The sequence below is a fragment of the Pinirhizobacter soli genome (genome assembly GCF_015905305.1).
In the GTDB taxonomy this organism is placed as follows: Bacteria; Pseudomonadota; Gammaproteobacteria; order Xanthomonadales; family Rhodanobacteraceae; genus Pinirhizobacter; species Pinirhizobacter soli.
Map to the genome: position 1 here is coordinate 120,501 of NZ_JADZLQ010000003.1, position 24,256 is coordinate 144,756.

General features: G+C 65.2%; 17 protein-coding genes. 5 read left to right on the forward strand and 12 right to left on the reverse strand.

The features are described 5' to 3' along the window. Positions 1 to 26: 26 nt before the first annotated feature. From NDK18_RS13955 to NDK18_RS13995, 9 genes are all read right to left on the reverse strand, one after another. A complete protein-coding gene (locus NDK18_RS13955; RefSeq protein WP_250626020.1) occupies positions 27 to 722 on the reverse strand; it encodes a TonB family protein in 696 nt (231 codons plus the stop codon). Further along, positions 719 to 1,123: an ExbD/TolR family protein gene (locus NDK18_RS13960; RefSeq protein ID WP_250628109.1), complete on the reverse strand. Its 405-nt coding sequence runs from the start codon at positions 1,121 to 1,123 to the stop codon at positions 719 to 721. The genes NDK18_RS13955 and NDK18_RS13960 overlap by 4 nt, the downstream gene beginning before the upstream one ends. Before the next feature lie 12 nt (positions 1,124 to 1,135). After that, positions 1,136 to 2,944: a DUF2341 domain-containing protein gene (locus NDK18_RS13965; RefSeq protein ID WP_250628110.1), complete on the reverse strand. Its 1,809-nt coding sequence runs from the start codon at positions 2,942 to 2,944 to the stop codon at positions 1,136 to 1,138. Positions 2,945 to 2,983: 39 nt separating this feature from the next. Then, the gene (locus NDK18_RS13970) at positions 2,984 to 4,561 is read right to left on the reverse strand and encodes a ShlB/FhaC/HecB family hemolysin secretion/activation protein (RefSeq protein WP_250628111.1); all 1,578 of its coding nucleotides are present in this window, start codon (positions 4,559 to 4,561) and stop codon (positions 2,984 to 2,986) included. A gap of 210 nt (positions 4,562 to 4,771) precedes the next feature. Next, entirely contained in the window at positions 4,772 to 5,746 is a 975-nt protein-coding gene (locus tag NDK18_RS13975) for a FecR family protein (protein WP_250626680.1), read from the reverse strand. Between the two features lie 5 nt (positions 5,747 to 5,751). Then, positions 5,752 to 6,288: an RNA polymerase sigma factor gene (locus tag NDK18_RS13980; RefSeq protein ID WP_250626024.1), complete on the reverse strand. Its 537-nt coding sequence runs from the start codon at positions 6,286 to 6,288 to the stop codon at positions 5,752 to 5,754. Position 6,289: 1 nt separating this feature from the next. Then, the gene (locus NDK18_RS13985; protein ID WP_250628112.1) at positions 6,290 to 7,030 is read right to left on the reverse strand and encodes an STN domain-containing protein; all 741 of its coding nucleotides are present in this window, start codon (positions 7,028 to 7,030) and stop codon (positions 6,290 to 6,292) included. Positions 7,031 to 7,133: 103 nt separating this feature from the next. Beyond that, complete coding sequence (locus tag NDK18_RS13990) at positions 7,134 to 7,526, reverse strand: hypothetical protein (protein WP_250628113.1); 393 nt, start codon at positions 7,524 to 7,526, stop codon at positions 7,134 to 7,136. Between the two features lie 87 nt (positions 7,527 to 7,613). Then, complete coding sequence (locus NDK18_RS13995) at positions 7,614 to 9,116, reverse strand: serine hydrolase domain-containing protein (protein WP_250628114.1); 1,503 nt, start codon at positions 9,114 to 9,116, stop codon at positions 7,614 to 7,616. Positions 9,117 to 9,473: 357 nt separating this feature from the next. Here NDK18_RS13995 and NDK18_RS14000 point away from each other — a divergent pair, with 357 nt between their 5' ends. Both NDK18_RS14000 and NDK18_RS14005 read left to right on the forward strand, forming a co-directional pair. Beyond that, complete coding sequence (locus NDK18_RS14000; RefSeq protein WP_250628115.1) at positions 9,474 to 18,071, forward strand: glycoside hydrolase family 94 protein; 8,598 nt, start codon at positions 9,474 to 9,476, stop codon at positions 18,069 to 18,071. A gap of 84 nt (positions 18,072 to 18,155) precedes the next feature. Further along, the gene (locus NDK18_RS14005) at positions 18,156 to 18,317 is read left to right on the forward strand and encodes a hypothetical protein (protein WP_250626029.1); all 162 of its coding nucleotides are present in this window, start codon (positions 18,156 to 18,158) and stop codon (positions 18,315 to 18,317) included. Between the two features lie 24 nt (positions 18,318 to 18,341). Here the strand turns inward: NDK18_RS14005 and NDK18_RS14010 are convergent, their stop codons facing one another. Further along, positions 18,342 to 18,884: a DinB family protein gene (locus NDK18_RS14010; protein ID WP_250628116.1), complete on the reverse strand. Its 543-nt coding sequence runs from the start codon at positions 18,882 to 18,884 to the stop codon at positions 18,342 to 18,344. Between the two features lie 136 nt (positions 18,885 to 19,020). Here NDK18_RS14010 and NDK18_RS14015 point away from each other — a divergent pair, with 136 nt between their 5' ends. Beyond that, the gene (locus tag NDK18_RS14015) at positions 19,021 to 19,692 is read left to right on the forward strand and encodes a class I SAM-dependent methyltransferase (protein WP_250628117.1); all 672 of its coding nucleotides are present in this window, start codon (positions 19,021 to 19,023) and stop codon (positions 19,690 to 19,692) included. Positions 19,693 to 19,758: 66 nt separating this feature from the next. Further along, positions 19,759 to 21,915, forward strand: coding sequence for a glucosidase family protein (locus tag NDK18_RS14020; RefSeq protein WP_425600649.1), 2,157 nt, complete (start codon positions 19,759 to 19,761; stop codon positions 21,913 to 21,915). Positions 21,916 to 21,920: 5 nt separating this feature from the next. Here the strand turns inward: NDK18_RS14020 and NDK18_RS14025 are convergent, their stop codons facing one another. Together NDK18_RS14025 and pdxR are read right to left on the reverse strand one after the other, a co-directional pair. Next, the gene (locus NDK18_RS14025; RefSeq protein WP_250626033.1) at positions 21,921 to 22,163 is read right to left on the reverse strand and encodes a hypothetical protein; all 243 of its coding nucleotides are present in this window, start codon (positions 22,161 to 22,163) and stop codon (positions 21,921 to 21,923) included. Between the two features lie 87 nt (positions 22,164 to 22,250). Continuing rightward, a complete protein-coding gene (gene pdxR, locus NDK18_RS14030; RefSeq protein WP_250628119.1) occupies positions 22,251 to 23,672 on the reverse strand; it encodes a MocR-like pyridoxine biosynthesis transcription factor PdxR in 1,422 nt (473 codons plus the stop codon). 91 nt (positions 23,673 to 23,763) lie between these two features. On the opposite strand from pdxR, the gene NDK18_RS14035 reads away from it, so the two are divergent. Further along, positions 23,764 to 24,201 (forward strand): carboxymuconolactone decarboxylase family protein, encoded by a 438-nt coding sequence (locus tag NDK18_RS14035; protein ID WP_250626035.1) that lies wholly within the window; start codon positions 23,764 to 23,766, stop codon positions 24,199 to 24,201. Positions 24,202 to 24,256: the final 55 nt, after the last annotated feature.

A 24,256-nucleotide genomic window follows, 5' to 3' on the forward strand; every position in this document is an offset into this window, starting at 1 on the left:
TGCTGTTCATGGGCATATGAAGGTCATCAGCCGGGTCGGCGGCCGCGGATCAGCACGCGCAAGGGGAAATGCGCGGTTGCCGGCGGCGGCACGTCCACCGCGGGCATCGCGCGCAAGGCATCGGCCAGCGCCGCATCGGTTTTTTCACTGCCGGTGGAATTGACCAGCTGCGCGCGGGTCAGCCGCCCGTCGGCATCCATCCAGATGTCCACGCGCACTTCGAAGGCAAGGCGGTTGATGCGGTCGTCGCGCTGCACGGCCTGCTGGATGGCATAGCCCAGGTACTGGTCGTACGACGCACCGCCGACACCCGTGCCGCCATTGGCGCCCACCATGCCGCCACCCTCGCCCGCGCCGATGTTGAAGGCGTCGTTGCCAGCCTGCGCGGGACCATTGATGGTGACCTGCTTGGCCGTGTCCGGTGCCTGCTTGGGCGATTCAACGGGCTTGGCCGGACTGTTCGGCCGCGGCAGGTCCTGCTGCACTTCCTGCTTCTTCGGCTCCGGCGGCTTTTCCTTCGGCGGCGGAGGCGGCGGTGGCAGCGGCGTGATGGTGGCGATACGCGGCGCCGAGCGGCGCACGCCTACCTGGCTGCCGGCCAGTTGCCAGATGGCGAAGCCCGCCACCAGCAACACGATCAGCAGCACGATCCAGCCACGCCAGCGTTGCCAGCGTTTGGCGAGCGGCGAAGGCTCAACCCAGTTGGGTGGACCCGACGTCATGTGGACTGCTTGCCCGTGACCAGGCCCACCTGGCTGAGGTCCAGCCGGCGCAGCAGGTCCAGGATGTCCACCACCTTCTGGTACTGGACGTTGGCGTCACCCTTCACGATCACCGGGAAATCGGGCGTGGACGCCTTTTGCGCGCGCAGCCGCTGTTCGAGTTCGTCCAGGGTTACCGGGAAGGCATCCAGGAAAATCTGCCCGGATTCGGACACCGTGATGGCCTTGGTCTGCGCCTTGGAAAGGCTCACCGAGGCGCTGGCCTTGGGCAGGTTGACCTTCACGCCCTGCACCGAGGCCGTGGTCATGATGATGAAGATCACCAGCAGCACGTACGCCAGGTCCAGCATGGGCGTGATGTTGATGTCGTCGTACGGCTTGTCGTCGTCCTGGGCGCGCATGGGATGCTTCCTTTAGCCTTCCAGGGATTTCTGGTCGATGCTGCGATGCAGCTCGGCCAGGCGCGTGACGAATTCATCGACGAACACCTGCATGTTCGCGGTAACGTTCTTGTTGCGGGTGAGCAGGTAGTTGTAGCCAAACAATGCGGGAATCGCGACGGCCAGGCCGGCAATCGTGGCCAGCAATGCGGCGGCGATGCCGGGTGCGATGGCGTTGACGTTGACGTCGCCCGCGGCGGCAATCGCGGCGAAGGTGATCATCACGCCTACCACCGTACCCAGGAGGCCTAGGAAGGGGCCGCCGGAAATCGCGATGGTCAGAAGAACCATCGACTTGGACAGCGACTGGTTCTCGCGCACCAGCGTGGCGTCCATCGCCGCGCGGATCGCCTCGATCGATTCGGAGGCGATCACGACGCGCCCGCTCTTGTCGCGGCGACGCCACACTTCGCGTGCGCCCGTCTCGTAGAGGTGGTAAAGCGATGAACCGGTGAATTCCCGACGTCCACCGGCGTTGGCGCTATCGGAACCAGATAGTCCGAGCAGGTCGTCGCCCAACTCGTGGTAGCGCGCCAGGAAGCGATCGTTGGCCGAGCTGATGGCCGACACGTAGCGGCCCTTGCGCCACATCACCACCCACGACAGCACGCCCATGATCATCAGGATGCCGATCACCACCCACGCATCGGCGGTGACGGACTTGACGATGATGCCGAAGTAGCCGAAGCCGAAACCGGATTTCTTCTCGTCTTCGCCGTACTGCACCAGCTTGGTTTCAGAACCCTGGGCGAAAGAATCAAGGTGCACCACCATGGACGAGCGGGCGATGCGCGAGAGGCGCAGTTCGTCCAGGTCGCCTACGAAAGGCGCCGTAACCGCGGCGGTCGCATCGGTGGCTGCGTCCGCGCCGATGGTGGCGGCTGCGGTGAAGGCCGGCAGTGCGGCGGCGACGTCACCGTAGGGCGCGCCGTCGACGTAGAGCTGGATTTTCCCGTTGGCCGCGGTCACGGCGATGTGCGTCCACTGCCCGGCCTTGATGGCACCGGTAGTGGCATTGGGCTGCGAGACCACGCCATTGACTTCGACGAACGGCAGGCCACCGGCATCCAGGCCCACCAGAAGGTCGCGGCCATCCTGGCGCCGTGCATAGACCAGCTCACGTGCCGTAGGTAGCGCGTCCACCTTCAGCCAGGTGCTGAAGGTGAAGCCGCCGCCGTCGGTGGTATTGAGCGATGCACTGCCCGGCAGTACCAGCGGCGAGGTTCCGTCCAGGTGGGCGGCCTTGCCGATCACGCCATCGATGGTGCGCACGGCGCCGTGCTGCGCGTTGTTGGCGTAGGCAGTTGCGTCTTTCGGGCTGGCGCCGGCGGCATCGTCGAAGTGGTAGACCAGGCTGTAGTCGGCGTCGAACACCGCGCTGCCCTTGCCCCCATCCACCGCCTTGGTGTTGCCGTAGTACATCCAGATCGGCTGCTGCGCGGATGCGCCGACGTCCGGGATATCCACCCAGATCATCGCCACGCCCAGCAGCGGATCGAAGCGCTCGATCTGGTAGTTCAGCGGGGTCTTGCCGTCGGCAGCGATGAAGCGAATGTCACCGCCGCCCTCACCCACGCCATCGAACTGGAAATTCCCCGAGTGCAGGCGAATCAGCAAGGGCACGCGCCCCGTTGCCTGGGTCAGGTTGCCACCTGCCGGCGTACTGTCGATGGTGATCGCCTTGCGATAGGCGTAGTCGGAATCCCACCAGGACGTATCGGCGCGAACCACCTGGGGCATCCAGGCGAGGACGATGAGGCAGGCCAAGGTCAAAAATCGCATAGCTTGTATTCCCCTGAAAGTACGGTGTGGCCTTGCGGCCTACAGATCCGCCCTGAGACTGAAATGGATACGTGTGTCGTGCGCGCGCGTGGACTGGCCGTCCTTGAACGGATAGGCGAACTCGAGCGTGCCGGTAATGATGTTGAACACCTGGAAGCGCGTGCCCAGTCCTGCGCTCAGCAGGTTGAAGCGGGTCTGGCGTGTATCGCCCAGGCTCGGGTCGCTCACGTCCACCGGCTGGGCCAGCGCATTGGAAAGCATCAAATGGGCGGCATCGACGAAGGCATGGAAACGCAGCTCGTCGATCGGCTTGCCCAGGTGCCCCGCCACCGACGGGGTGCGCAATTCCACCGACCCGATCATGCCGTGGTCGGCGGTGTCCTCCGCTTCCAGGTAGCCGCGCACGGAACTGTCGCCGCCCGCGGCGAACTGTTCGCTCGACACCAGCGAGGTATTGGAAGCCTGTGCGCTGGCACGCAGCGCCATGCTGAAGCCGCTGGTGAAGGTGTACACGTGGCCGAGGTCGCCCTTCAGGTAGAAGAAGTCCGCCTTGGCCTGGTAGCGCTGGTTGTCGAACTCCGCCGAGTCGCTGCCGCCGGCGCGCATGCCTGCCGTGGCGCCGATGGAGAACGTGGTGGTGGATTTCTCCCGCGCCACCTGCCCGTTGTAGGTGGCGGTGAAGGGAATATAGGTGATCGGCGATTTCGACTCGGCGCCGTTCAGGCCGATGTTCTGGTCGAAGTGCTTGCGGGTTACGCCCAGGTTTAACGACTGCGCGAATCCGCCGTGCGTGGGCAACGTGGCGATCAGCTGGAAACCGAAGGCGTTGCCCTTGCCCAGTACCGTGGTGCCGCCGACGATATTCGCATTGCTGTTGGATTTGTACGCCGAGCCCAGCACGCTCCAGGTGTCGTTCAACGGTGCAAGGTACGAACCTGCATACACCTCGGCGGCGTGGCGGTCGGCCGGCGCCACGATATAGGTGAGCGAGGCTGACTGACCCTTTTGAAACAGGTTGTCGTTGCGCACGGTACCCACGGTGCGCAGCTCCGGCGTGTTCACGCTGTGGTCGTTGTTCACTTCCACGCTGCCGTGCCAGGGCGAGGCGTCGTCCACCTTCAGGGTGACATCCATGGTCTGCGACATCGTGCCGGGCTTGAGTACCGGCACCACCTGCTGGCCGGGCTGGCGGTTGACCTGGGTCAGCTGGTCTTGCGCGTTATGAAAATTCGGCAAGGTCCCTTCGGCCAGGGCTGGTACGGCGTCGCGAATGGCCTGCGGCGAGTGGTAGCGCGCGCCTTCCACGCGCACGCGGCCGATGGTGTTCTCCATCACCTGCAGATGGATCACGCCGCCCTTCACCGCTTGCGGCGGCACGTCCACCACCACCGACTGATAGCCGCGGTCCTGGTACACCTTCTGCAGCGCATCGCGGGCGCCATTGACGTCACCCATCGATCGGCCAGGACCCAGGAACGGGTAGACCGCTGTCTCGATGTCCAGGGCCGGCAGCGCGGTATTGCCGTCCACCACGTACTCGTTGACGTCGAACGTCTCCGGCGCCGCGGCGGCGGGCGCCTGCTGTGCCTGTGTGGCCGATGCCGCGGCCAACAGCATGCCAATGCTGACGCACAGCCTAAGTCTTGCCCTGCGCAGCGGTGGCACACATCCGCTCATACGCCCACCCGCCGCCCGTGCTTGCTCACGCCGCCGTTTCCCCTATGGTCAATTCGTTCGCGCGCCGACATCGACGCGCTGTCGTCTAACAGACGGACGCAGGCTCGCCGCACTGAACCGTTGTCATAAAAAATTCACCTGCCGCGGCCTTTAGCCGAGGAGGATGACCCCGCCAGGCAACGTGGTGATGTCAGCGCCGTAGGCGTCGTGGATCAGCGTGGCGATGTCGGCCATCTGGTCGAGCGAGAAACGGGCGTGCACCTTGCGGGCCGCCAACTCACGGTTGGTCAGGATGATTTTTCCTGGACGATAGCGATTGATGTCGTCGATAACGGCCGACAGGGGTTCGTCATCGAAGATCAGCAACCGGCGGCGCCACGCCATGGCCACCTCCGGGTTCACCGCCACGGCCACGCCGGGGCCCTGGTCGTCGTAATCGAGCTGCTGCGATGGCTTTATCGTGGCTTGCACGCCGCCGCAGGCCAGTTCCGTGGAACCTTCCAGGCAGGTCACTTCGATGCCGCGATCCAGGCAGCGCACATTGCACTCGCTCGACGCCGCCGCAAGCACCCGGCCATGGCCGGCCTGGACGGCGAAGGGCTGCGCAAGCCATTGATCGGTGGTGATGGTGGCCTCGCCTTCGAGCAAGGTCATGCCGCGACCGCCAGGCACCAGCCTGATTGCGGTTTGCGTATTCATTTCCACCACCACGCCGCGCGCCACTTCCACGCGGCGCTGTTCGCCTGTGGCGGTGCGCAGGTCCGCGCCATCGGCATCGAGCCACGCGCCGATGGGCGCCCGCGCCAGCCATAGCGCCGCGGAGGCGGCCACGGCGCCGCCGATGAAAGCCCGGCGGCTCATGCGCGGACCGCCACGATCACGAGCGGGCTGCTTCCGGCTGCGCTGCGGGCTCTCCTGGACGTTCCGCGCATGGCGGCCCATCTCTTCCCACAGCACCCGCGTGCGTGCAAATGCTTCGGCGTGCGCCGGGCTGCGCGCGCACCACTCGCGGAACGCCTGGGCATCAGCCACCGTAGCGTGGCCGGAGGTCAGGCGTAACAACCACGCCTGCGCTTCCCGGCGCAGTTCGTCGTCCGTTGTCCGGTGGAATCGTTGACCTTCCATACCAGTCAAGACGTTTTACCGGAGCCGGGACCGAACCGCTGCGTTACCTTGCGGTCCAGTCGCCGGCCACAATGCTCCAGTGCCTTCTTCAATTCCTTCCCCACCATGCGCGTGGAGATGCCGAAATGGCGGGCGATATCGGCCTGGGGGGTTTCCTCCACGCGTGCCGCCACCAGGATGGCGCGCTGGCGCACGGTGAGCTCCATCAGGGCCGTCTCGAGCTGGCCCAGCTCCTGGCGCGAGCGGAATACCCAAGCCGGATCGAGCGAGTCGTCGGCGATATGCAGCAGTTCCTCGATCTCGCCGCCGGTAAGCAGGCGGCTGTCTGCCTTGCGCTGGTCGGCTGCCACGTTCAGCGCCATGCGGAACAGATAGCCCACGGGGTTGTGAACCACACGGTGGGAACTACCCATGCCCTCCACGCGCAGGAAGGTTTCCTGCATCACGTCATTGACGAATTCATCGGGGAGCCGCCGGCGGCGCAGCCGTCCGGCGAACGACTGGTAGTGCTCCATGAAAAGATTGAGCATCGTCGGCTGCATGTCAGGCAGGCTCGCGGGGGCTCGTGCCGGCACACGGGTCGGCCTTGCCCGGTGTACGCGGCCGCAGCAGCAGGGTGACTGGTTGCGGCATGGCCGCAGGCGGCGGCGACAGGCGCACACCGCGCACGGCGGAGGCAATGGCGCGGTCGGTGCCGTCGTCGCCGGTCGTTTCCAGCGGATTGACCTTCTCGATCCTGCCGGTGTCCGCAATCCACAGCTGTATCGCCAGGCGGAACGTACCCGGACGGGTCTTCGCCGATTCGCACAGGGCTGCGGTAACCCGCGCCTGCAACTCGCGCGCGTAGTTTTCCTCGACGAAGGAAGGAGCGTCCTGTTGGTCGTCTTCGGGCGGTGACCCGGCGAAGCTGAGGTTGGTCTCGGCACCGGGTCGTACATCGGGCACCACGGTGAACCCGCCATGCGCCGCGTACTGTGCATGCAGCCCCGTGCCTGCCAGGAGTTCCCGCAGGGCATCGGCCGGATCGAACAATCCCTGCACACCCGGCGAATGACGACCCTGGGTCAATGGATCATCGATCAGCACGGCCAGGCCCGTGGCTTCGCTATAGGCGCGCAGCGCCGTCACGAGCGATTGTGCCGGTATGTCGAACCGAATTTGTTCATCGGTCACGTGGCTCGCTGCAGGCGCCACGGGGAGCTGCGTTTGCTCAGTACCCAGGCATTGGAAGCTGAGGCAGGCCAGGGCACCGAACCACGCGACAGTGCCACGCGTTACGGCCATCCCGTCCACCCGAAAGGTCTTTGGTCCCTACCAACAGCTAACTTAGGCGCGATCCATAACAGTACGGCATCACTTTGATGACACGATTCATGACATGCGCGTGTCAGCCGCCCGGTTTGAGCACCGGAAGAGCCGGCGGCGACGCCGCCGGGGGACGTGCCGGGTGGACCGATTTGCCAAGGTTGTCGCCCATGCGCTGGCCGAAGGCTGATTGGTTGTACTGGCCCACACGGCGGTTCGACGATACGTTCTGCACCCCATCCGCCACCGCCAGCGTCGATGTGCTGCCCGCGGCGGGAAGCATTTGCCGGGACAGGCAGGCGTAGGAAAGCACCGCCCGGCCATTGACCTGGACGTCCACGCAGGTGTCGTTGACTGGAGCGCGGGATGGTTCGTTCTGGGCATGCACGGGCGCGGTCAGGCCTGGCTGCAGGACGATGGCGGCGAGAAAGAATTTCCTGAGATCGAACATGCTTTCGCCCTGCGCCACATGCATGTGCCAGTTCCACACTTTACGAGATCTTCTGTACGAGAAGCGAGATCTTCCACGCGCCACGAGGCGGGAGAATCCCGCCAGCCACACTCATGGCTGCCGGGTGAGCTTCGCCCAGAACGGAAGGATCGTCATGCTCGCCGGCGTCTTGTCCCAGGCGTCGATTTCGCCGTCGATGGTGTCACCGCGCAACTTCAGGCCAAGGCTCAACTTGGTCAACTTGGCACGCTCGGCATCTGACGCACCGGTCCTACCCGTGGTGTCACCGGAAAGCCAGCCATCCACGATGCCAAGGTCCGTGATGGGTGCGGGCGACTGCCCCTCGATGGCAAACGTGCCTTTGCCCTGTTTGTCGATCACGAGCGTGGCATTGACGCGATGACCTTGCGCCTGCACCGTTCCCTGCCATGTGCCCTGGTAGTCGGCGGTCAGCGGCATGGGAGCGGACACCGGCGGCTTGGGTATGCCTTTCCAGGAAGGAGCAATGGCCTGGATCAACCGATCGCGCACGCCGGTAATGAAGTCCTCGTCCGCATGGCGGTTGTTCAACACGATGCACGCGACGTCGGCACCAGGCAGCAGCACGAACTCGGCATCCACGCCGGTCTGGCCGCCGCCGTGGTACAGCACATCCGTCTTGCCGTCCGTCTGGTGCACCTGCCAGCCCATGCCGTAGAAGAATCCCGGCGGCGCCACGTCCGAGTGCGGCGCATGCAGCTGGTCGATCTGCGCATCGGTAAGGATGGCTTCCTGGTCAGGCAGATGATCCTTCAGGTGGAACATCGCAAAGCGCGCCAGGTCGTGCGCGCTGGACATCACCTCGCCCGATCCCGGCGTAGGGGTCAAGTAGAACGGCAACGGCTTGCCGTCGTCGGTGTAGCGCACGGCCATCGACGAGCGACGGGAAACATCGGTGTCGAAGAAGGTATCGTGCAGGCCAAGCGGGGCCAGGACGGCCTTCTGCAGGTACTGCCCATACTCCATGCCCGACTGACGGGCGACGATGCCGGCCAGCGCGCCCATGCCCACATTGGAATAGGCGTAGTGCTCGCCCGGAAGCGCCACCGTGTGGCCATAGTCTTCCAGCATCTGGTCAACGGAAGGCTGATGGTCGTCGGTACCGTCCAGATACATGGCAAACAACGATGGCAGGCCCGCGGAGTGCGTCGCCATCTGCATCACGGTCACGCCGTTGGCAGGACCGCTCTCATCGACGATCTTGGCCTTCCCCAGGTATTCATTGCCCGGGTGATCGAGCTTGATCTTCCCGGCCGCCACCAGCGTCATCAGCGCGGTGGTGGTGAATGGCTTGGTGGTGGAGGCGATGGAAAAAGGCGTGTGCGCCGTTACCTTCCTTCCCTCCTGCTGGTCGGCCCAGCCGAAGCCCTGCTCCCAGACGATGCGGCCATGGCTCACCAGTGCCACCGACACGCCGGTAAGCCGGCCCGCGGCAATTTCCTTGTTGATGTCATTTTCAATGGACGTTCGCACCGATGCCGGAATCGATGCGGATGCTTGTGCCGCCCACGCCGGCTGCGGAACGCTCACCAGCACCAACGACATCATTGCCACGCCTTGCAGGAACCTGCTCATGCGCCCAACCCTCGTCGATAACGGGGAAAGTCTGCCCCGCGGCACCCCCTCCAGGCCTGTGCCACCGGTCATTTAAACCTTTCTTGACGTGCGCATCGCGCAGCATGCCGTAAGTAGTTGCTGATGATCTCAAGCGCGAGGGTGTAACGTGCACGGGCTCGCTGATAAAACCCAGCGCTCGCAGGCTAACTGCGGGCGCGCTGGGGTCGCGCGCAAGGCGGCTATTAGAATGATCGTTTGTACGCGCACTATCGCGGCGCCGATGCAAGGTGCACGCCTTCCCGGCATCCGCCGTTTATACCCGCTGCTTTGAGACGCCCGGTTTCCACCGACCGCCTGTTGGCCCGGCTACGTCGGATGCAACGTCGCCGCAGGGTAGCGCGGCAGCCGGTGGCAGCTTCAGAACCGATCCTGCGCGCCGAGCTTTTCAGCGCGCGCGAGATGGATGCGCACGGCGAGGTCTTGGCCGCCCAACACGTCTTGAGCACGCACCGGGCGCCGGAGCGGTTGCTCTCCCGCCTGGCGGACAACGAGGCGATGCTGATCCAGTCGTGCGAGCGCCTGACATCGGTCAATCGCCTGGGATGGACCATCACCCCCGCGGCCGAATGGTTGCTCGACAACCTGTACCTGATCGAGGAACAGATCCGCATCGCACGGCAGGACCTCCCCCGGGGCTATAGCCGTGCCCTGCCCCAGCTGCGCGGCGGCGCGTCGGCGGGCTTGCCGCGGGTCTACGACATCGCCCTTGAGACCATCTCCCACGGCGATGGGCGCGTGGATGCCTCGAATTTGGAGCGGTTCATCCAGGCCTACCAGCTGGTGACGCCATTGCAGCTGGGCGAGCTGTGGGCCGTGCCGATCATGTTGCGCCTGGCGCTGATCGAAAACCTGCGCCGGGTGGCTGCCAAGGTGATGGCCGACCGTCGCGGCCGCACCCTGGCCACCCACTGGGCCGACGCCATGATGGTGCTGGCGCGGGATGATCCGAAGAACGTGGTGCTGGTCGTGGCCGATATGGCGCGCTCGGACCCGGAGATGTCCAGCCCGTTCGTGGCCGAACTCGCGCGACGGTTGCAGGGCCAGGGCCCCGCGCTGGCGCTGCCGCTGAACTGGATCGAACAACGCCTGGCCGAGACCGGGCAAAGCATCGAGCATCTGGTGCAGCTGGAATCGCAGCAACAGGCCTCCAACCAGGTCACCATCGCCAATAGCATCGGCAGCCTGCGTCTGTTGGCCACGATCGACTGGCGGGAATTCGTCGAGCGCGCCAGCCTGGTGGAAGCGGAGCTGCGACGCGACCCCGCGGGGGTTTACCCGTTGATGGATTTCGCCACCCGCGACCACTACCGCCACGTTGTGGAACACCTCGCACGCGGCGGGCCCAGCAGTGAGCGCGAGATCGCCCGCGCCGCGGTCGCACTATGCGGGCAATCGGAGGGGTCGTCCGGTGGCGTGCGGCGCCATGTCGGCTTTTTCCTGGTCGATAAGGGGCGCGCGGAGCTGGAAACATCGCTATCCCTGCGCGCCGGCTTCCCCGATCGCGCGCGCCGGGCTTTCGACCAGGCGCCGGTCGCGATATTCCTTGTCCTGGTGCTGGCGCTTACCACCGCCCTTGCCAGGCCCACCATCATGCTGGCTGGCACGGGTTTCCCGGCTATCTGGATATGGGCCCTGGCAAGTGTCGCGGCCGTATTGGTGGCCAGCCAGCTTGCGCTGAGCCTGGGGAATCTGCTGGCCACTTTGGCGGTATCGCCCCATGCCCTGCCGCGCATGGACTATGCCTTGGGCATTCCTGCGACGGCGCGCACGCTGGTGGTGATCCCGAGCCTGGTGGCCAGTGCGCACGACCTGGAAGCCCTGGTAGACGCGCTGGAAGTTCGCTTCCTGGCCAATCGCGACGACCACCTGCACTTCGCCCTGCTTACCGACTTCACCGACGCCAGCACCCAGACGCTACCCGGCGACGCCGCCTTGCTGGATCTGGCGCGCCTACGCATCGAAGCCCTGAACGAACACTACCTCACCACCACCGTCGATCGTTTCTTCCTGTTGCATCGCGCACGCACATGGAGCCCTACCAGCCAGTGCTGGATGGGTCATGAGCGCAAGCGCGGCAAGCTTGCCGATCTCAACCAGGTGCTGCGTGGCGGCCCCGCGGACGCATTCGTGCTGATTGCCGGCGACCTCGCCGCGCTTCCACCCGTACGTTACGTGATCACCCTGGACACCGACACGCAGCTCCCGCGCGAATCGGCTCATGTGCTGGTGGGTACCATGGACCACCTGCTGAACCGACCCGTGCTCGACGCAGATCGCGGCCGCGTGGTATCGGGGCATGGCATCCTGCAGCCGCGCGTGGGCATCAGCCTGCCCAACATCGCCCGCTCGCGTTATGCGCGCCTGCATGGAAGCGATGCCGGCATCGATCCTTATACGCGCAACGTATCGGACGTCTACCAGGATCTCTTCGACGAAGGCTCGTTCATCGGCAAGGGCATCTACGACGTCGACGTATTCGAGGCTTCCCTGGCCGATCGCCTGCCGCCCGAGCGCATCCTTAGCCACGACCTGATCGAAGGCTGCTTTGCCCGCGCGGGTCTTGTCAGCGACGTTGAGCTCTACGAGGAATATCCCGCCCGCTATGTGGACGACGCCCGCCGCCGCCACCGCTGGATACGCGGCGACTGGCAACTGCTCCCATGGCTGTTGCCCTGGGCACCCACCGCGTCGCACGGCTGGCGGGTGAATCCACTGTCGGTATTGTCGCGCTGGAAGATCCTGGACAACCTGCGTCGAAGCCTGGTGCCACCAGCATTGTTGGCGATGTTGCTGGTGGGCTGGCTGGGCCTAGTGCAATTTGGCGAGTGGACCGCCGTAGCCATGGCCATGCTGCTGTTGCCGGCGGTGCTGTCGTCACTGCTCGAAGTCGTCCAGAAACAGGCAGGCGTGGGCTTGCGCCAGCACCTGCACGCCGCCCTGGGGAATATCGGCCAGCATGGCATGCGCGCCATATTGGCGGTGGCCATGTTGCCGCACGAGGCGGTGTATAACCTCGATGCCATCGGGCGCACCCTGTGGCGCATGGCCATATCGAAGAAGGCTTTGCTGGAATGGCAGTCGTCCGAAGATGTCGCCCGGCGCAGTAACCACGGAACCTGGGCGCTGTGGCGCCAGATGGCGGCGGGGCCGGTGGTGGCGGTGGCGACGTTTGCGTTCGTCATGCTCGACCGTCCGCTCGCCTTGCTGGTGGCCGCGCCCTTCCTGGCCGCATGGTTCGTCTCGCCGGAGCTGGCTCGATGGATCAGCCTGCCGCAGCGGCCGCCGTCGGTAGCACCGACGACTGAACAACACGCCTACCTGCGCGCCGTGGCGCGCAAGACTTGGGCGTTCTTCGACGTGCACGTGGGACCGGAAGACCACTGGCTGCCGCCTGACAACGTGCAGCTGGACCCTGCCCCGGCGGTAGCGCACCGCACGTCGCCCACCAACATGGGCCTTGCCCTGCTCGCCAACCTGGCGGCACGGGACTTCGGCTACCTGAGCGCGTGCCGCATGCTGGAGCGCACAGGCCAGGGCCTGGCCACGATGGCCCTGCTCGAACGGCATCGAGGGCACTTCTTCAACTGGTACGACACACTCTCACTGCAGCCCTTGCGGCCGCTGTACGTATCGTCCGTGGATAGCGGCAACCTTGCCGGCCACCTCCTTGCCTTGCGCATGGGCCTGCTGGAAATCGTCGACCAGCGCACCTTCGACGGCGCGTGCCTGGATGGGCTACGGGACACGCTGCTGTTGCTCAAGGCCGCAGCGGATGGCAGCACGCGGGACATCGACAACTTGTTGCACAGCCTGGCGACGGCCTTGCCCGTCACCAGCAGTCACGTGCTGGACCTGCTGCAGGCACAACATGATGCTGCCGCGATATTGGTGGCTACCCACGTGGGCACCGCCGATGGGAGCGCTGCATTCTGGTCGAAGCAATTCCTCGAACAGTGCACGGACCTGCTTGCCGAGGCGCGTTGGTTGCACCTGGATCCCTCGCTGGGCGATACGCACAGCTTCATCGGCATACCCACGTTGCGTGAACTCTCGCGTGTCGAGCCGTTGGGTTGGACCGCCCAGGCCGATGCCGAGCTTGTTCGAAACCGGGCGCAGGAGAGGATTGCCTGGATCGAGCAATTGGCGGCGCAAGCCGGCGATATGGCTGTCATGGACTTCCAGTTCCTCTACGAGGGAACACGTCGGCTGCTGTCGATCGGCTTCGACGTGGAACAGCGGCGCCTGGATGCCAGCTACTACGACCTGCTTGCCTCCGAAGCCAGGCTCGCCAGTTACGTGGCCATCGCCCAGGGCCAGTTGCCGCAGGAACATTGGTTCTCGATGGGACGCCTGTTGACCACCACCGGCGGCTCGCCCGTGCTGCTGTCGTGGACGGGCTCGATGTTCGAGTACCTGATGCCGATGCTGGTGATGCCCAGCTTCGAAGGCACGCTGCTGGACCAGACCTGCCGCGCCGCCGTGGAGCGCCAGGTGCAATACGCCGGGCAACTGGGACGCCCCTGGGGCGTGTCCGAATCCGGGTACAACGCGATGGACGTGCACCTGACGTACCAATACCGCGCCTTTGGCGTTCCCGGCCTGGGCCTGAAGCGCGGGCTGGCCGAGGACGTGGTGATGGCGCCTTATGCCTGCGTGCTGGCGGCCATGGTAAGGCCGGCCCAGGCGGCCACCAACCTGCAGCGCCTGGCCGGCATGGGCATGGAGGCAAGGCTCGGCTTCTATGAGGCCATCGATTTCACGCCGTCACGGCTGCCGCTGGGCCAGGACGCGGCGATGGTGAAGTCGCACATGGTGCACCACCAGGGCATGTCCCTGCTGGCCTTGGCGCACACGCTGCTGGGCAAACCCATGCAGCGGCGCTTCATGGCCGACCCGCAGCTGCGTGCCACCTCGTTGCTGCTGCAGGAACGCGTGCCACGCACGGCCGCCGAATATCTTCACGTCACCGGCTTCCCGGAACCGGAAGGCGCGACGTCCGTCGTGGAACCGCGCCTTCGCCTGTTCACCGATCCCGATCGCGCCCGCCCGGCCGTGCAGCTTCTTTCCAACGGCCGCTACCACGTGATGGTAAGCAGTGCCGGCGGCGGCTACAGCCGGCATCGCGACCTGGCCGTCACCCGTTGGCGCGAGGACATCACCCGCGACCATTGGGGCATGCACGGTTATGTGCGCGACGTGGCCTCGGGCGATACCTGGTCGACCGCGCACCAGCCGACGCTTGCCAAGACCGACCGCTTCGAAGCCATTTTCTCCGAATCACGTGCGGAATTCCGCGTGCGCCGGAACGATGTGGATACCCACACCCAGATCGTCGTATCGCCCGAGGACGACATCGAGCTTCGCCGCATTCGCGTGACCAATCTTGGCCGCACCCCGCGCACGATCGAACTCACCAGCTATGGTGAGGTGGTGCTCGCCCCACCGATGGCGGACCTGTTGCACCCGGCCTTCAGCAAACTGTTCGTGCAGACCGAAGTGGTGCATGAGTTGCAGGCCATCCTTTGTACGCGTCGGCCACGCTCGCACGACGAAGCCACGCCATGGATGTGTCACTTGCTGGCGGTACACGATGCGCACGTGGAAGAAGTGTCCTACGAAACCGACCGGGCCCGTTTTATTGGACGCGGGCGCGATGCATCACGGCCGCGCGCGCTCGATGGCGATGTCTCGACGCTGTCCGGAAGCGCCGGATCCGTGCTCGACCCGATCGTCGCCATCCGCTGCCGGATCGTGCTGGAGCCCGAACAGTCGGCCACGCTGGATTTCGTTACCGGCATCGCCGACACCCGCGAAGGTTGCATCGGCCTGATCGGGAAGTACCGCGACCGGCATCTGGCCGATCGCGTGTTCGACCTGGCCTGGACCCATGCCCAGGTGTTGCTGCGCCAGCTCAATGCCACGCTGGCGCAGGCTCAACTGTACGAACACATGGCAACCTCGATCATCTATCCCAACGCCACGCTTCGTGCCGATCCGGCGATCATCGCCAGCAATCGGCGCGGGCAATCAGGACTGTGGGGACAGGCAGTCTCCGGCGACCTGCCCATCGTGCTGTTGCAGATCGCCGAACCGTTGCGGATCGACCTGGCGCGACAACTGGTGCAGGCCCATGCCTACTGGCGGCTGAAGGGGCTGGCCGTGGACCTGGTGATCTGGAACGAGGACCATGCCGGCTACCGGCAGGAATTGCAGGACCAGATCATGGGTTTGATCACCTCCGGCAGCGAGGCGAGCCTGCTTGATCGTCCCGGCGGCATCTTCGTGCGTGGCACGCAGCAGCTCTCGCCGGAGGATCGCCAGGTCACCATGGCCAGCGCGCGCATCATCGTCAATGATGCACGCGGTAGCCTGGCTGAGCAGATCGATCGGCACGTGGCCGGCGCGCGGGCGCCGGGCGATAGCGCCCCCTATCCGGCGCGCCTGTCCCAAGTGACGGCTTCGGGCCTTGAAGCCATCGAGCCACCCGCCACGTTGGATCTTCAGCAGCCCAATCCTTTTGGCGGCTTCAGTGCCGACGGCCGGGAATATGTGGTGGTGCTCGACGAAGGCAAGCCGACGCCGGCACCGTGGTGCAACGTGATTGCCAACGACCAGTTCGGCACCGTGGTGTCTGAAAGCGGCAGCGCCTATACGTGGGCCGAGAACGCCCATGAACTCCGCCTCACGCCGTGGGGCAACGACCCGGTGCAAGACTTGTGCGGCGAAGCGATGTACCTGCGCGACGATGAGACCGACCACGTATGGTCGCCCACGCCGATGCCGCGCCGGGGCGAAGGTCGCTACATCACCCGCCACGGCGCGGGCTACAGCGTGTTCGAGCACGTCGAACGAGGCATCCGCAGCGAGCTGTGGACCTACGTCGGAACCGATGCGGCGATAAAATTCCTGGTGCTGAAGCTCCACAACCAGTCCACCCGTGCACGCCGGCTGTCGGCCACGGGCTATGTGGAATGGGTGCTTGGCGACGTACGCGAGAAGGCCGCCATGCAGGTGGTCACTTCCACCGACCCGGCCAGCGGGGCGATCTTCGCCCGCAACGCCTACAACACGGAATTCCCCGGCCGCGTGGCCTTCTTCGACGTGGAAGATCCCAAGCGCCGGATCGGTGGCGACCGTGCCGAATTCCTTGGACGTAACGGCAGCATGGCGGCACCGGCCGCGCTCGGCCGGGCGCAATGGTCGTCGCGGGTGGGTGCGGGCCTGGATCCGTGCGCCGCGATCCAGCTCGACATCGCCCTGGAGCCGGGCGAGAAGCGCGAGGTGGTGTTCCGCATGGGCCTGGGCCGCGACGAAGCCGCCGCTTCGGCGCTGGTCCATCGCTTCCGCCGCAATGGTACGGCCGCCGACGAACTGCAACGGGTGCACGCACAGTGGGATGCGTTGCTTGGCGCGGTGCAGGTGCGCACACCCGAAGCCGGCGTGGACCTGCTTGCCAACCGCTGGCTGATGTACCAGGCCATTGCCTGCCGCTTGTGGGCGCGCAGTGGCTATTACCAATCCGGCGGCGCCATGGGCTACCGCGACCAGTTGCAGGACGCCATGGCCATGCTGCATGCAGCGCCATCCCTGTTGCGCGCGCAGCTGCTGCTGTGCGCCGCCCATCAATTCCCCGAAGGCGACGTGCAACATTGGTGGCACCCGCCGCTGGACCGCGGCGTGCGCACGCAATGCTCGGATGACTACCTCTGGCTTCCCCTGGCCACCGCGCGCTACGTGCTGGCCACCGGCGACCTGGCCGTGCTGGACGAGCCGGTGGGTTATATCGAAGGACGCGCGCTATTGCCGGGTGAGGAGTCCTATTACGACCTGCCACAAACCTCGATGCTGCGCGAGCCGCTTTACCGCCACTGCGTGCGCGCCATCGAACACGGCCTGGCGCGCGGCGTGCACGGACTGCCACTGATAGGCAGCGGCGACTGGAACGACGGCATGAACCGCGTGGGCGAGAAGGGCCAGGGCGAAAGCGTTTGGCTGGGCTTTTTTGCCGGCTTCGTCATGAAGGAATTTGCCCGGGTAGCCGAGCGCCGCGGCGACGATGCCTTCGCCAAGGCATGTGCCGAGCACGTGGCGAAGCTGGGCGAAGCCGTTGAGCGCGAAGCGTGGGACGGGGCGTGGTACCGCCGCGCCTGGTTCGACGATGGCACGCCGCTGGGTTCGGCGGCCAACGAGGAATGCCGCATCGATTCCATCGCGCAGAGCTGGTCGGTGCTCTCGGGCATGGGTGGCGACTCCCGCCGGCGCCAGGCCATGGCGTCGCTCGACGAGCACCTGGTGCGCGCCGATGCCGGCCTGATCCAGCTGCTCGATCCTCCCTTCGACCGTACCCCCATGGACCCTGGCTATATCCGCGGCTACGTCCCTGGCGTGCGCGAGAACGGCGGCCAATACACCCATGCGGCGATCTGGGCGGTGATGGCTTTCGCCGAGCTCGGCGACGCCGAGCGGGCGTGGGAATTGCTGCGGATGATCCAGCCTGGCAGCCACGTCGGCGATGCGGCCAGTACCGATATCTACAAGGTAGAACCCTACGTGGTGACGGCCGATATCTACGCCGTGCCGCCCCATGTCGGCCGTGGTGGCTGGAGCTGGTACACAGGCTCAGCCGGCTGGATGTATCGCCTGGTGGTGGAATCGCTGCTGGGCGTGCACCTGGTGGATGGGGCGCTTCAGTTCCACCCGGTGGTACCGGCATCCTGGGCGGGCTTCGAGGTCATCTATCGCCACCACGAGGCCATTTACCAGGTGACCTTGCGCAAGGCGGCTCCGGGTGAGGCATCCAGCGTGATGCGCGATGGGCAGGAGCTGCCGGGCGGACGCATCGTGCTTGGTGATCCCGCCGGCACCTATCGCGTGGATGTGGTCTATGCGGAGCACGCCGCCGTACGGCCGTAGCATCTCATGGACACGGCGACAACACGCCCACGCGCAACCTTGCACCTGCACCCTGCGCAATCGCGCCATCCCAGGCCGCATCACATGACCAAGCCCACACCCATCGAGCCGAGCACCGGAAAACCCACCTCGCGTCGGGAATGCACCGAGGCGTACAACGTGGCGGCCGCGCACAATCCCCATGTGGCGCCGGACAAGTCCGTGGTGATAAAGCACAACCCGGCCACCAAGGCGAAGAAGCCCTAGGCCAAGCACTAGCGCGCCGTCAGGTCACGCGTCGAACACCGGAGCGATGACCAGCAGATCCGTATCACCCATATCCAGGCCCGCCTGCGACAGCAGGGTCGTGACCTGTCCGCGGTGGTGCGTCTGGTGGTTGAAGCAGTGCGCCACCAACGGGAAGAAGGCGTAGGTGCATGTGGCGCCGCTGCGCATCGTATAGCTGAGCGGAAGATCCAGGCTCTCCTCGCGAAGGTTCTCCGTCCATGCCGGGATCATCGCATCCAGCTCCTGTCGGCGCTGCCATAGCGAACGGATGTCAGCGTAGGGCCAGCCTTCGTCGAGCCCCGGTATCCGATAGGAAAGCATGGGCTGAAGCGCCGGAAGTCCGTCAGGATGCGTGGCGAACCGGCTCAGCCAGATGGAATCGGCTACCGCGATGTGGTTGAGCGTGGCCAGGATCGAGCCGAAGAACGCCTTGCGGTCAGCCGCGAGCTCCTCGTCGGAAAGCTTCATTGCCGTGGCGTACAGGCGCTCGTTCATCCAGGCGTTGTAGCGGGCCAGAAGGCGCAGATGGTCGACGCGTTGCTGCATGGCGGAATTTCCTTGGCTCAGGCCGCAAGTTTATAGCCAGCCTAGCGCGACCGGCCGACGACCAACGGCACATGCCGTGGCGCGCCCAAGGCCGAACAATGGACCCGTACCAATGCATCAGGAGGATGCCGCCGCCATGAAGAATCAGGACAAGCAATTTGCCGGGCATGAGGTGTACTCGCCGCTCACCCTGAGCGTGTACGACGTGCTCGTGCTGGGTCTGTCCAACCCCTGGCTGTGGAAGTGCCCGACGCAGAAGATCCTGGACTTCTACAACCAGAACATCTCGGCCAACCACCTCGATGTGGGCGTGGGTACGGGCTGGTACCTGGACCATTGCCGCTTCCCCGATCCGGCGCCACGGCTGGCCCTGATGGATGCGAACGGCAATTCCCTGGACAAGGCGGCCGCCCGGGTAGCCCGCTATGGCCCGGAAACTTACCTGACTGATGTTTTGCAACCCATACCCGGGCACATCGAGCCGTTCGGTTCAATCGCACTGACCTACCTGCTGCACTGCCTTCCCGGGTCCCTGCCCCAGAAATGCGTGGTGTTCGACCATCTCCGGCCGCTGCTGCGCGACGGTGGAGTGATGTTCGGCGCCACCATCCTGGGTGCCGACGTCGCCCGCGGCGTCATCGCGCGCAAGCTTATGGCGTTTTACAACGCACGGCAGATCTTCTCCAATACCCAGGACAGCCTTGCCGGTCTTGAGTACGAACTGCACGCCCGCTTCGATGACGTACAGCTTCGTGTCGTTGGCTGCGTGGCGCTGTTTCGCATACGGATACCCGGACCCTCCCGTTAGCGGACGAAGGCTAGAATGGGCGTTCGCACTGAACGGAGCCTTTCGATGCCGACTGTCCGCCCGACGATGATCCGCCTGGCAATGACGCTGGCGCTGGCCGGTGCCTCGTGCAGCGCCCTTGCTGACGGGGTGACCCGCGATGGCGCCGCCTTCCAGGGCCGGCAGGCCCGCATCAGCGCCAACGCCGATGGCTCCTTCCGCCTGGCCTACGATGGCGGCACACGCGACATCGCCGCGCAGCCATGGAAGACCACCACCGCCAGCCCCTTGTTCGATGGCCTGTTCGCCATGGCCCAGGCCGATCTTGCCGCCGATTCGGTGAAGGCGATCAGCGACCCGGGCTTCGACCACGGCCAGCCGATTGCCTGCGATTGCTTTGTCACGGGCGAGAAATGGCCTTTCGTGTGGACACGCGATCTTTCTTTCTCGGTGGACTTGGGCCTGTGGCGGTTCGATCCCCAGCGCGCGCGAAATTCCTTCGCCTTCAAGGTATCGGGCGTGCGCCAGCCAGGCGCGGGCGATGGAACGTACGTGATGCAGGACACAGGCTCCGGTGGCAGCTGGCCGATAAGCACCGATCGGGTGGTGTGGTTCGTCGGTGCGCAGCATCTGCTCAGCGACAAGGCCTTCGCCGCGCGCTACGACAAGGCCCTGGCCGACACGCTGGCACAGGACCGCATCTATGCCTTCGACAACCACCTGGGGCTGTATCGCGGCGAAACCTCGTTCCTGGACTGGCGAGAGCAGACCTACCCTGCCTGGACGAAGGAAGACGTCACCTTCATTGCCCAGTCGTTCGCCTTGTCGACCAATGTGCTGCACTACCAGGCGCTGCGCATCGCCGCGGGCCGCCTGCACGATGGCAATGACTACGCAGGCCAGGCAGCGGCGCTGAAAGCCGCGATCAACCGCCGCTTCTGGCGCGACGACCGCGGCATGTACATGAGCTACATCGGCGGCGACGTGGAACCGGCACCGTTCGATACCTACGACATGCTGGGGCTGGCGCTGGCCATCGACAGCGGCGTGGCGGACGTTACCCGTGCGAAGAAGATCCTGGCCAACTACCCGGTGTGGCCAGCCGGTACCCCGGTGATCTGGCCCGAGCGCCGCGACCAGTCGATCTATCACAACCGCTCGATCTGGCCCTTTGTCAGCGCCTACGCCTTGCGCGCCGCGCGCCGGGCGGATGCGCCGGCGCACATCGAGCACGAGATACGCTCGCTGATGCAGGGCGCGGCTCTTACAGGTTCGAACATGGAGAACTTCGAGCTCGTCTCGCAGAAGATCCATGTCGACGAAGGCCCGCTCAGCGGACCGGTGGTGGATTCACCGCGCCAGCTGTGGTCGGTGGGCGCGTATGTGGGCCTGGTGGTGGAAGGCGTATTCGGGCTTGAGCCGGACAACACCATTGCGCCGAAGCTTCCCGTCGGGCTCGCCCGCGACCTCTTCGGCGATAAAGAATCCATCACGCTCGACACCGGCACCCAGCGAATCGTGCTGCACAAGCCGGCCGGGATGAAAGGCAACCTGATGGTCGCAGGTTTGCGCAAGACATCGGGCAACACTACCGATATCTGGCTGAAGGCCACGACCGTGGCCGACGTGCCGCTGCGCAAGGATGCCCCGCTTTATGCGCCGGGCGCACCCGACGCACCCGCCATCACCGACAAGGGCGACGGCGACAACGTTTTGCTTCCGCCCGGTGGCGTGTTGTACGTCAATGGCGTGCGTACCCAGGCCACCCGCCTGCCCCACCGCGACGCGGCGCAATGCGTGAGCGTTACCGTTGAGGAGCACGGGCTTGAGTCGCTGCACAGCCCCACGCGCTGCCTGGGTACGGTGCAAACGCTGCCAGGCGAAGGCCCATGGACCTTCAACCCGTCGCACCAGGGACCGGTGCAGGTGAGGGTGTCCTACGAAAACGACAATGGGCCGGTGAACACCGGCGTCACCGCAGCGGTGCGCCGCGCACAGCTGCAGTGCGATGGCGCCGCAGTGCAAACCCAGGTGATCGTGATGGCGCACGGCATTCGCCGGCAAGTATCGACCCCTGCGCGTTTCGACGTGCCGGCCCATGGCTCGTGCACCATCAGCTTGAAGCCGGGTTTCAACATGTCGTACCTGGCGCAGTTCGCGCACTACACGCAGGCGAAGGGCGGTGCATCCGGTCCATTGGACACGGCACGTGTGTTCGGTGCGTCGGTGATGTCGCTGCCCTGAACCGGTCAGGCGCAGAGTTGCTCGATCAGGTTCTCCAGCAACGCGCCTTCGCGGGTGGGCTGGTAGTTGTCGTCGAAGCCGATGCGGGTGAGGAGGTCTTCACAGGCGTCGCGGAAGTCGTCGCGGATTTCCTGTTCGCCGCCCACTACCAGGCCGTCATGGCCGTGCAGGATGAGTTCGGCCAGTTCGCTGGTTTCACGGTGCGCAAGCAACAGGGTGCGCGCTTCTTCCGAGATGCGGATCTTCATCGGTCAGCCTGATCGTCCGGCCGTGTTGAGTGGCTCGAGCTGGCCCGATTGTGCTGGCAGCAAAGGCATTTGACCAGCCCCCGCTTTTCACTGCGATCCAAGCTCCGACACCAACGCCGACATGGCTGCGTTGATGTCGTCGACATCCATGCCGGCATAGCCGAACAGCAGGCCACCAGGCCCCTGGCCGCCTGCGTGGAACGGAGCGATGCCGTGCAGCCCGATACCAAGCCTGGCCGCGTGAGCGACCATCCCGGCTTCGCTGGTGCCACGGAGCAAGGCGGTGAGATGGATACCCGACGATGACGGGACCACTTCCATCCATGGGGCAAGCGCCCCCCCTATCCAGCCCAGCAAGGCTTCGCGGCGACGGGCGTAGATGCGTTGCGCGCGACGCAGGTGGCGGGCGAAATCACCTTCCAGCATGAAGCGCCCCAAGGCCAGTTGCGTCAACGTGCAGCCATGCCAGTCTTCCAGTTGCCGCGCCTTGAGCAAAACCGGCATCAACGAGGGCGGCGCGATGGCGTAGCCAACACGAAGATCGGGAAACATGGTCTTGGAGAACGATCCCACGTAGATCACCACGCCGGCATGATCAAGGCTCTTGAGCGACTCCACCGGCCGGCCGTCGAAGCGGAACTCACCGTCATAATCGTCCTCGATCACCACCGCACCCCGGCGGGCGGCCGCTTCCACCAGCGCCACGCGCCGTTCCAGGGACATCGGCATGCCCAAGGGGAATTGATGCGACGGCGTGACGTAGATCACCCGCGCATCGGCGGGAATGGCGTCCACGATCATGCCCTGCCCGTCGACGGGTACCGGCACCACACGAGCGCCCAGCGTGCGCATGGCCTGGCTTGCAGGTGGATAGCCGGGATCTTCCACGGCGACGGTATCGCCTGGCTCCACCATGACGCGGGCAATGAGGTTGATCGCATGTTGCGCGCCGGCTGTCACCAGCACGTCATTCCATTGGCAGGCCACGGCGCGTTGCATGCCCACGTAACGCGAAATGGCCAGGCGCAATTCCTGCTCGCCTGCTGGATCACGATAAGTACCGGGCATCCGCGCCTGCAGGCGCACCGCATGGGCTATGGCGCGCCGCCATGCGGCAAAGTCGATGATCCGCCGGTCCACCACACCGCCCCGGAAATCCAGCCGCAAGTCCGCGCCGGCCCGCGGCATGGCAAGCGCTTCGGGAACCGAACGCCACACCGATGCAGGCACGATGTCGATCGACACTGGGCGCCGCCCGGCCGATGACGCAAGGCCCCGGCCGACGAAGCTGCCCTTGGCGCCGTGGCCTGCGAGGAATCCCTCGGCTTCCAGTTTTTCGTACACCTCAAGCGTGGTTTTCCGGCTGACCGCCAACTGCGACGCAAGCTCGCGCGTGGAGGGCAGGCGTTGGCCAGCGGCCAGGCGTCCTTCGACGATGGCCGCGCGCAGCTGACGGTAAAGCTGGACGGTAAGCCCCTGGCGCTCGTCTATGGTGAGCTGGAGGTCCACTCTTGGCTACCTCGAAATATCGAAAAATGGCCATTTGATGGCACCAAGACGAAGCATAGCCTGTGTCCATCACTTACACAGGAGTCACCTCATGAAGCAGCGTCTGGATTTCTACAAGGCAAGCCCCGAAGCGATCAAGGCGATGATGGGCCTGGAGCACCGGGTCGGTAAAAGTGGGCTGGAGAAGCCGCTGGTGGAGCTGGTGCGCCTGCGGGCTTCGCAGATCAACGGCTGCGCCTTCTGCATGGACATGCATACGGCCGATGCCCGCAAAGGAGGCGATAACGAACGCCGCCTGGCAACCTTGAGCGCCTGGCGGGAAACGCCTTTCTTCACCGATCGCGAGTGCGCGGCATTGGCCTGGACCGAAGCGCTCACCCTGGTGGCGGACGGGCATGTTCCGGATGAAGTCTGGAACCAGGTGCACCCGCATTTTTCGGAAAGCGAACTGGCCGACCTCACCTTGCTGGTGGTGGCCATCAACGGCTGGAACCGATTCTCCATCGGCTTTCGCAAGACGCTGGACTAACGGCTCAAGCAACACAAAAACCCTGCCGCGCAGCTGCGCGGCAGGGTCATGAAAG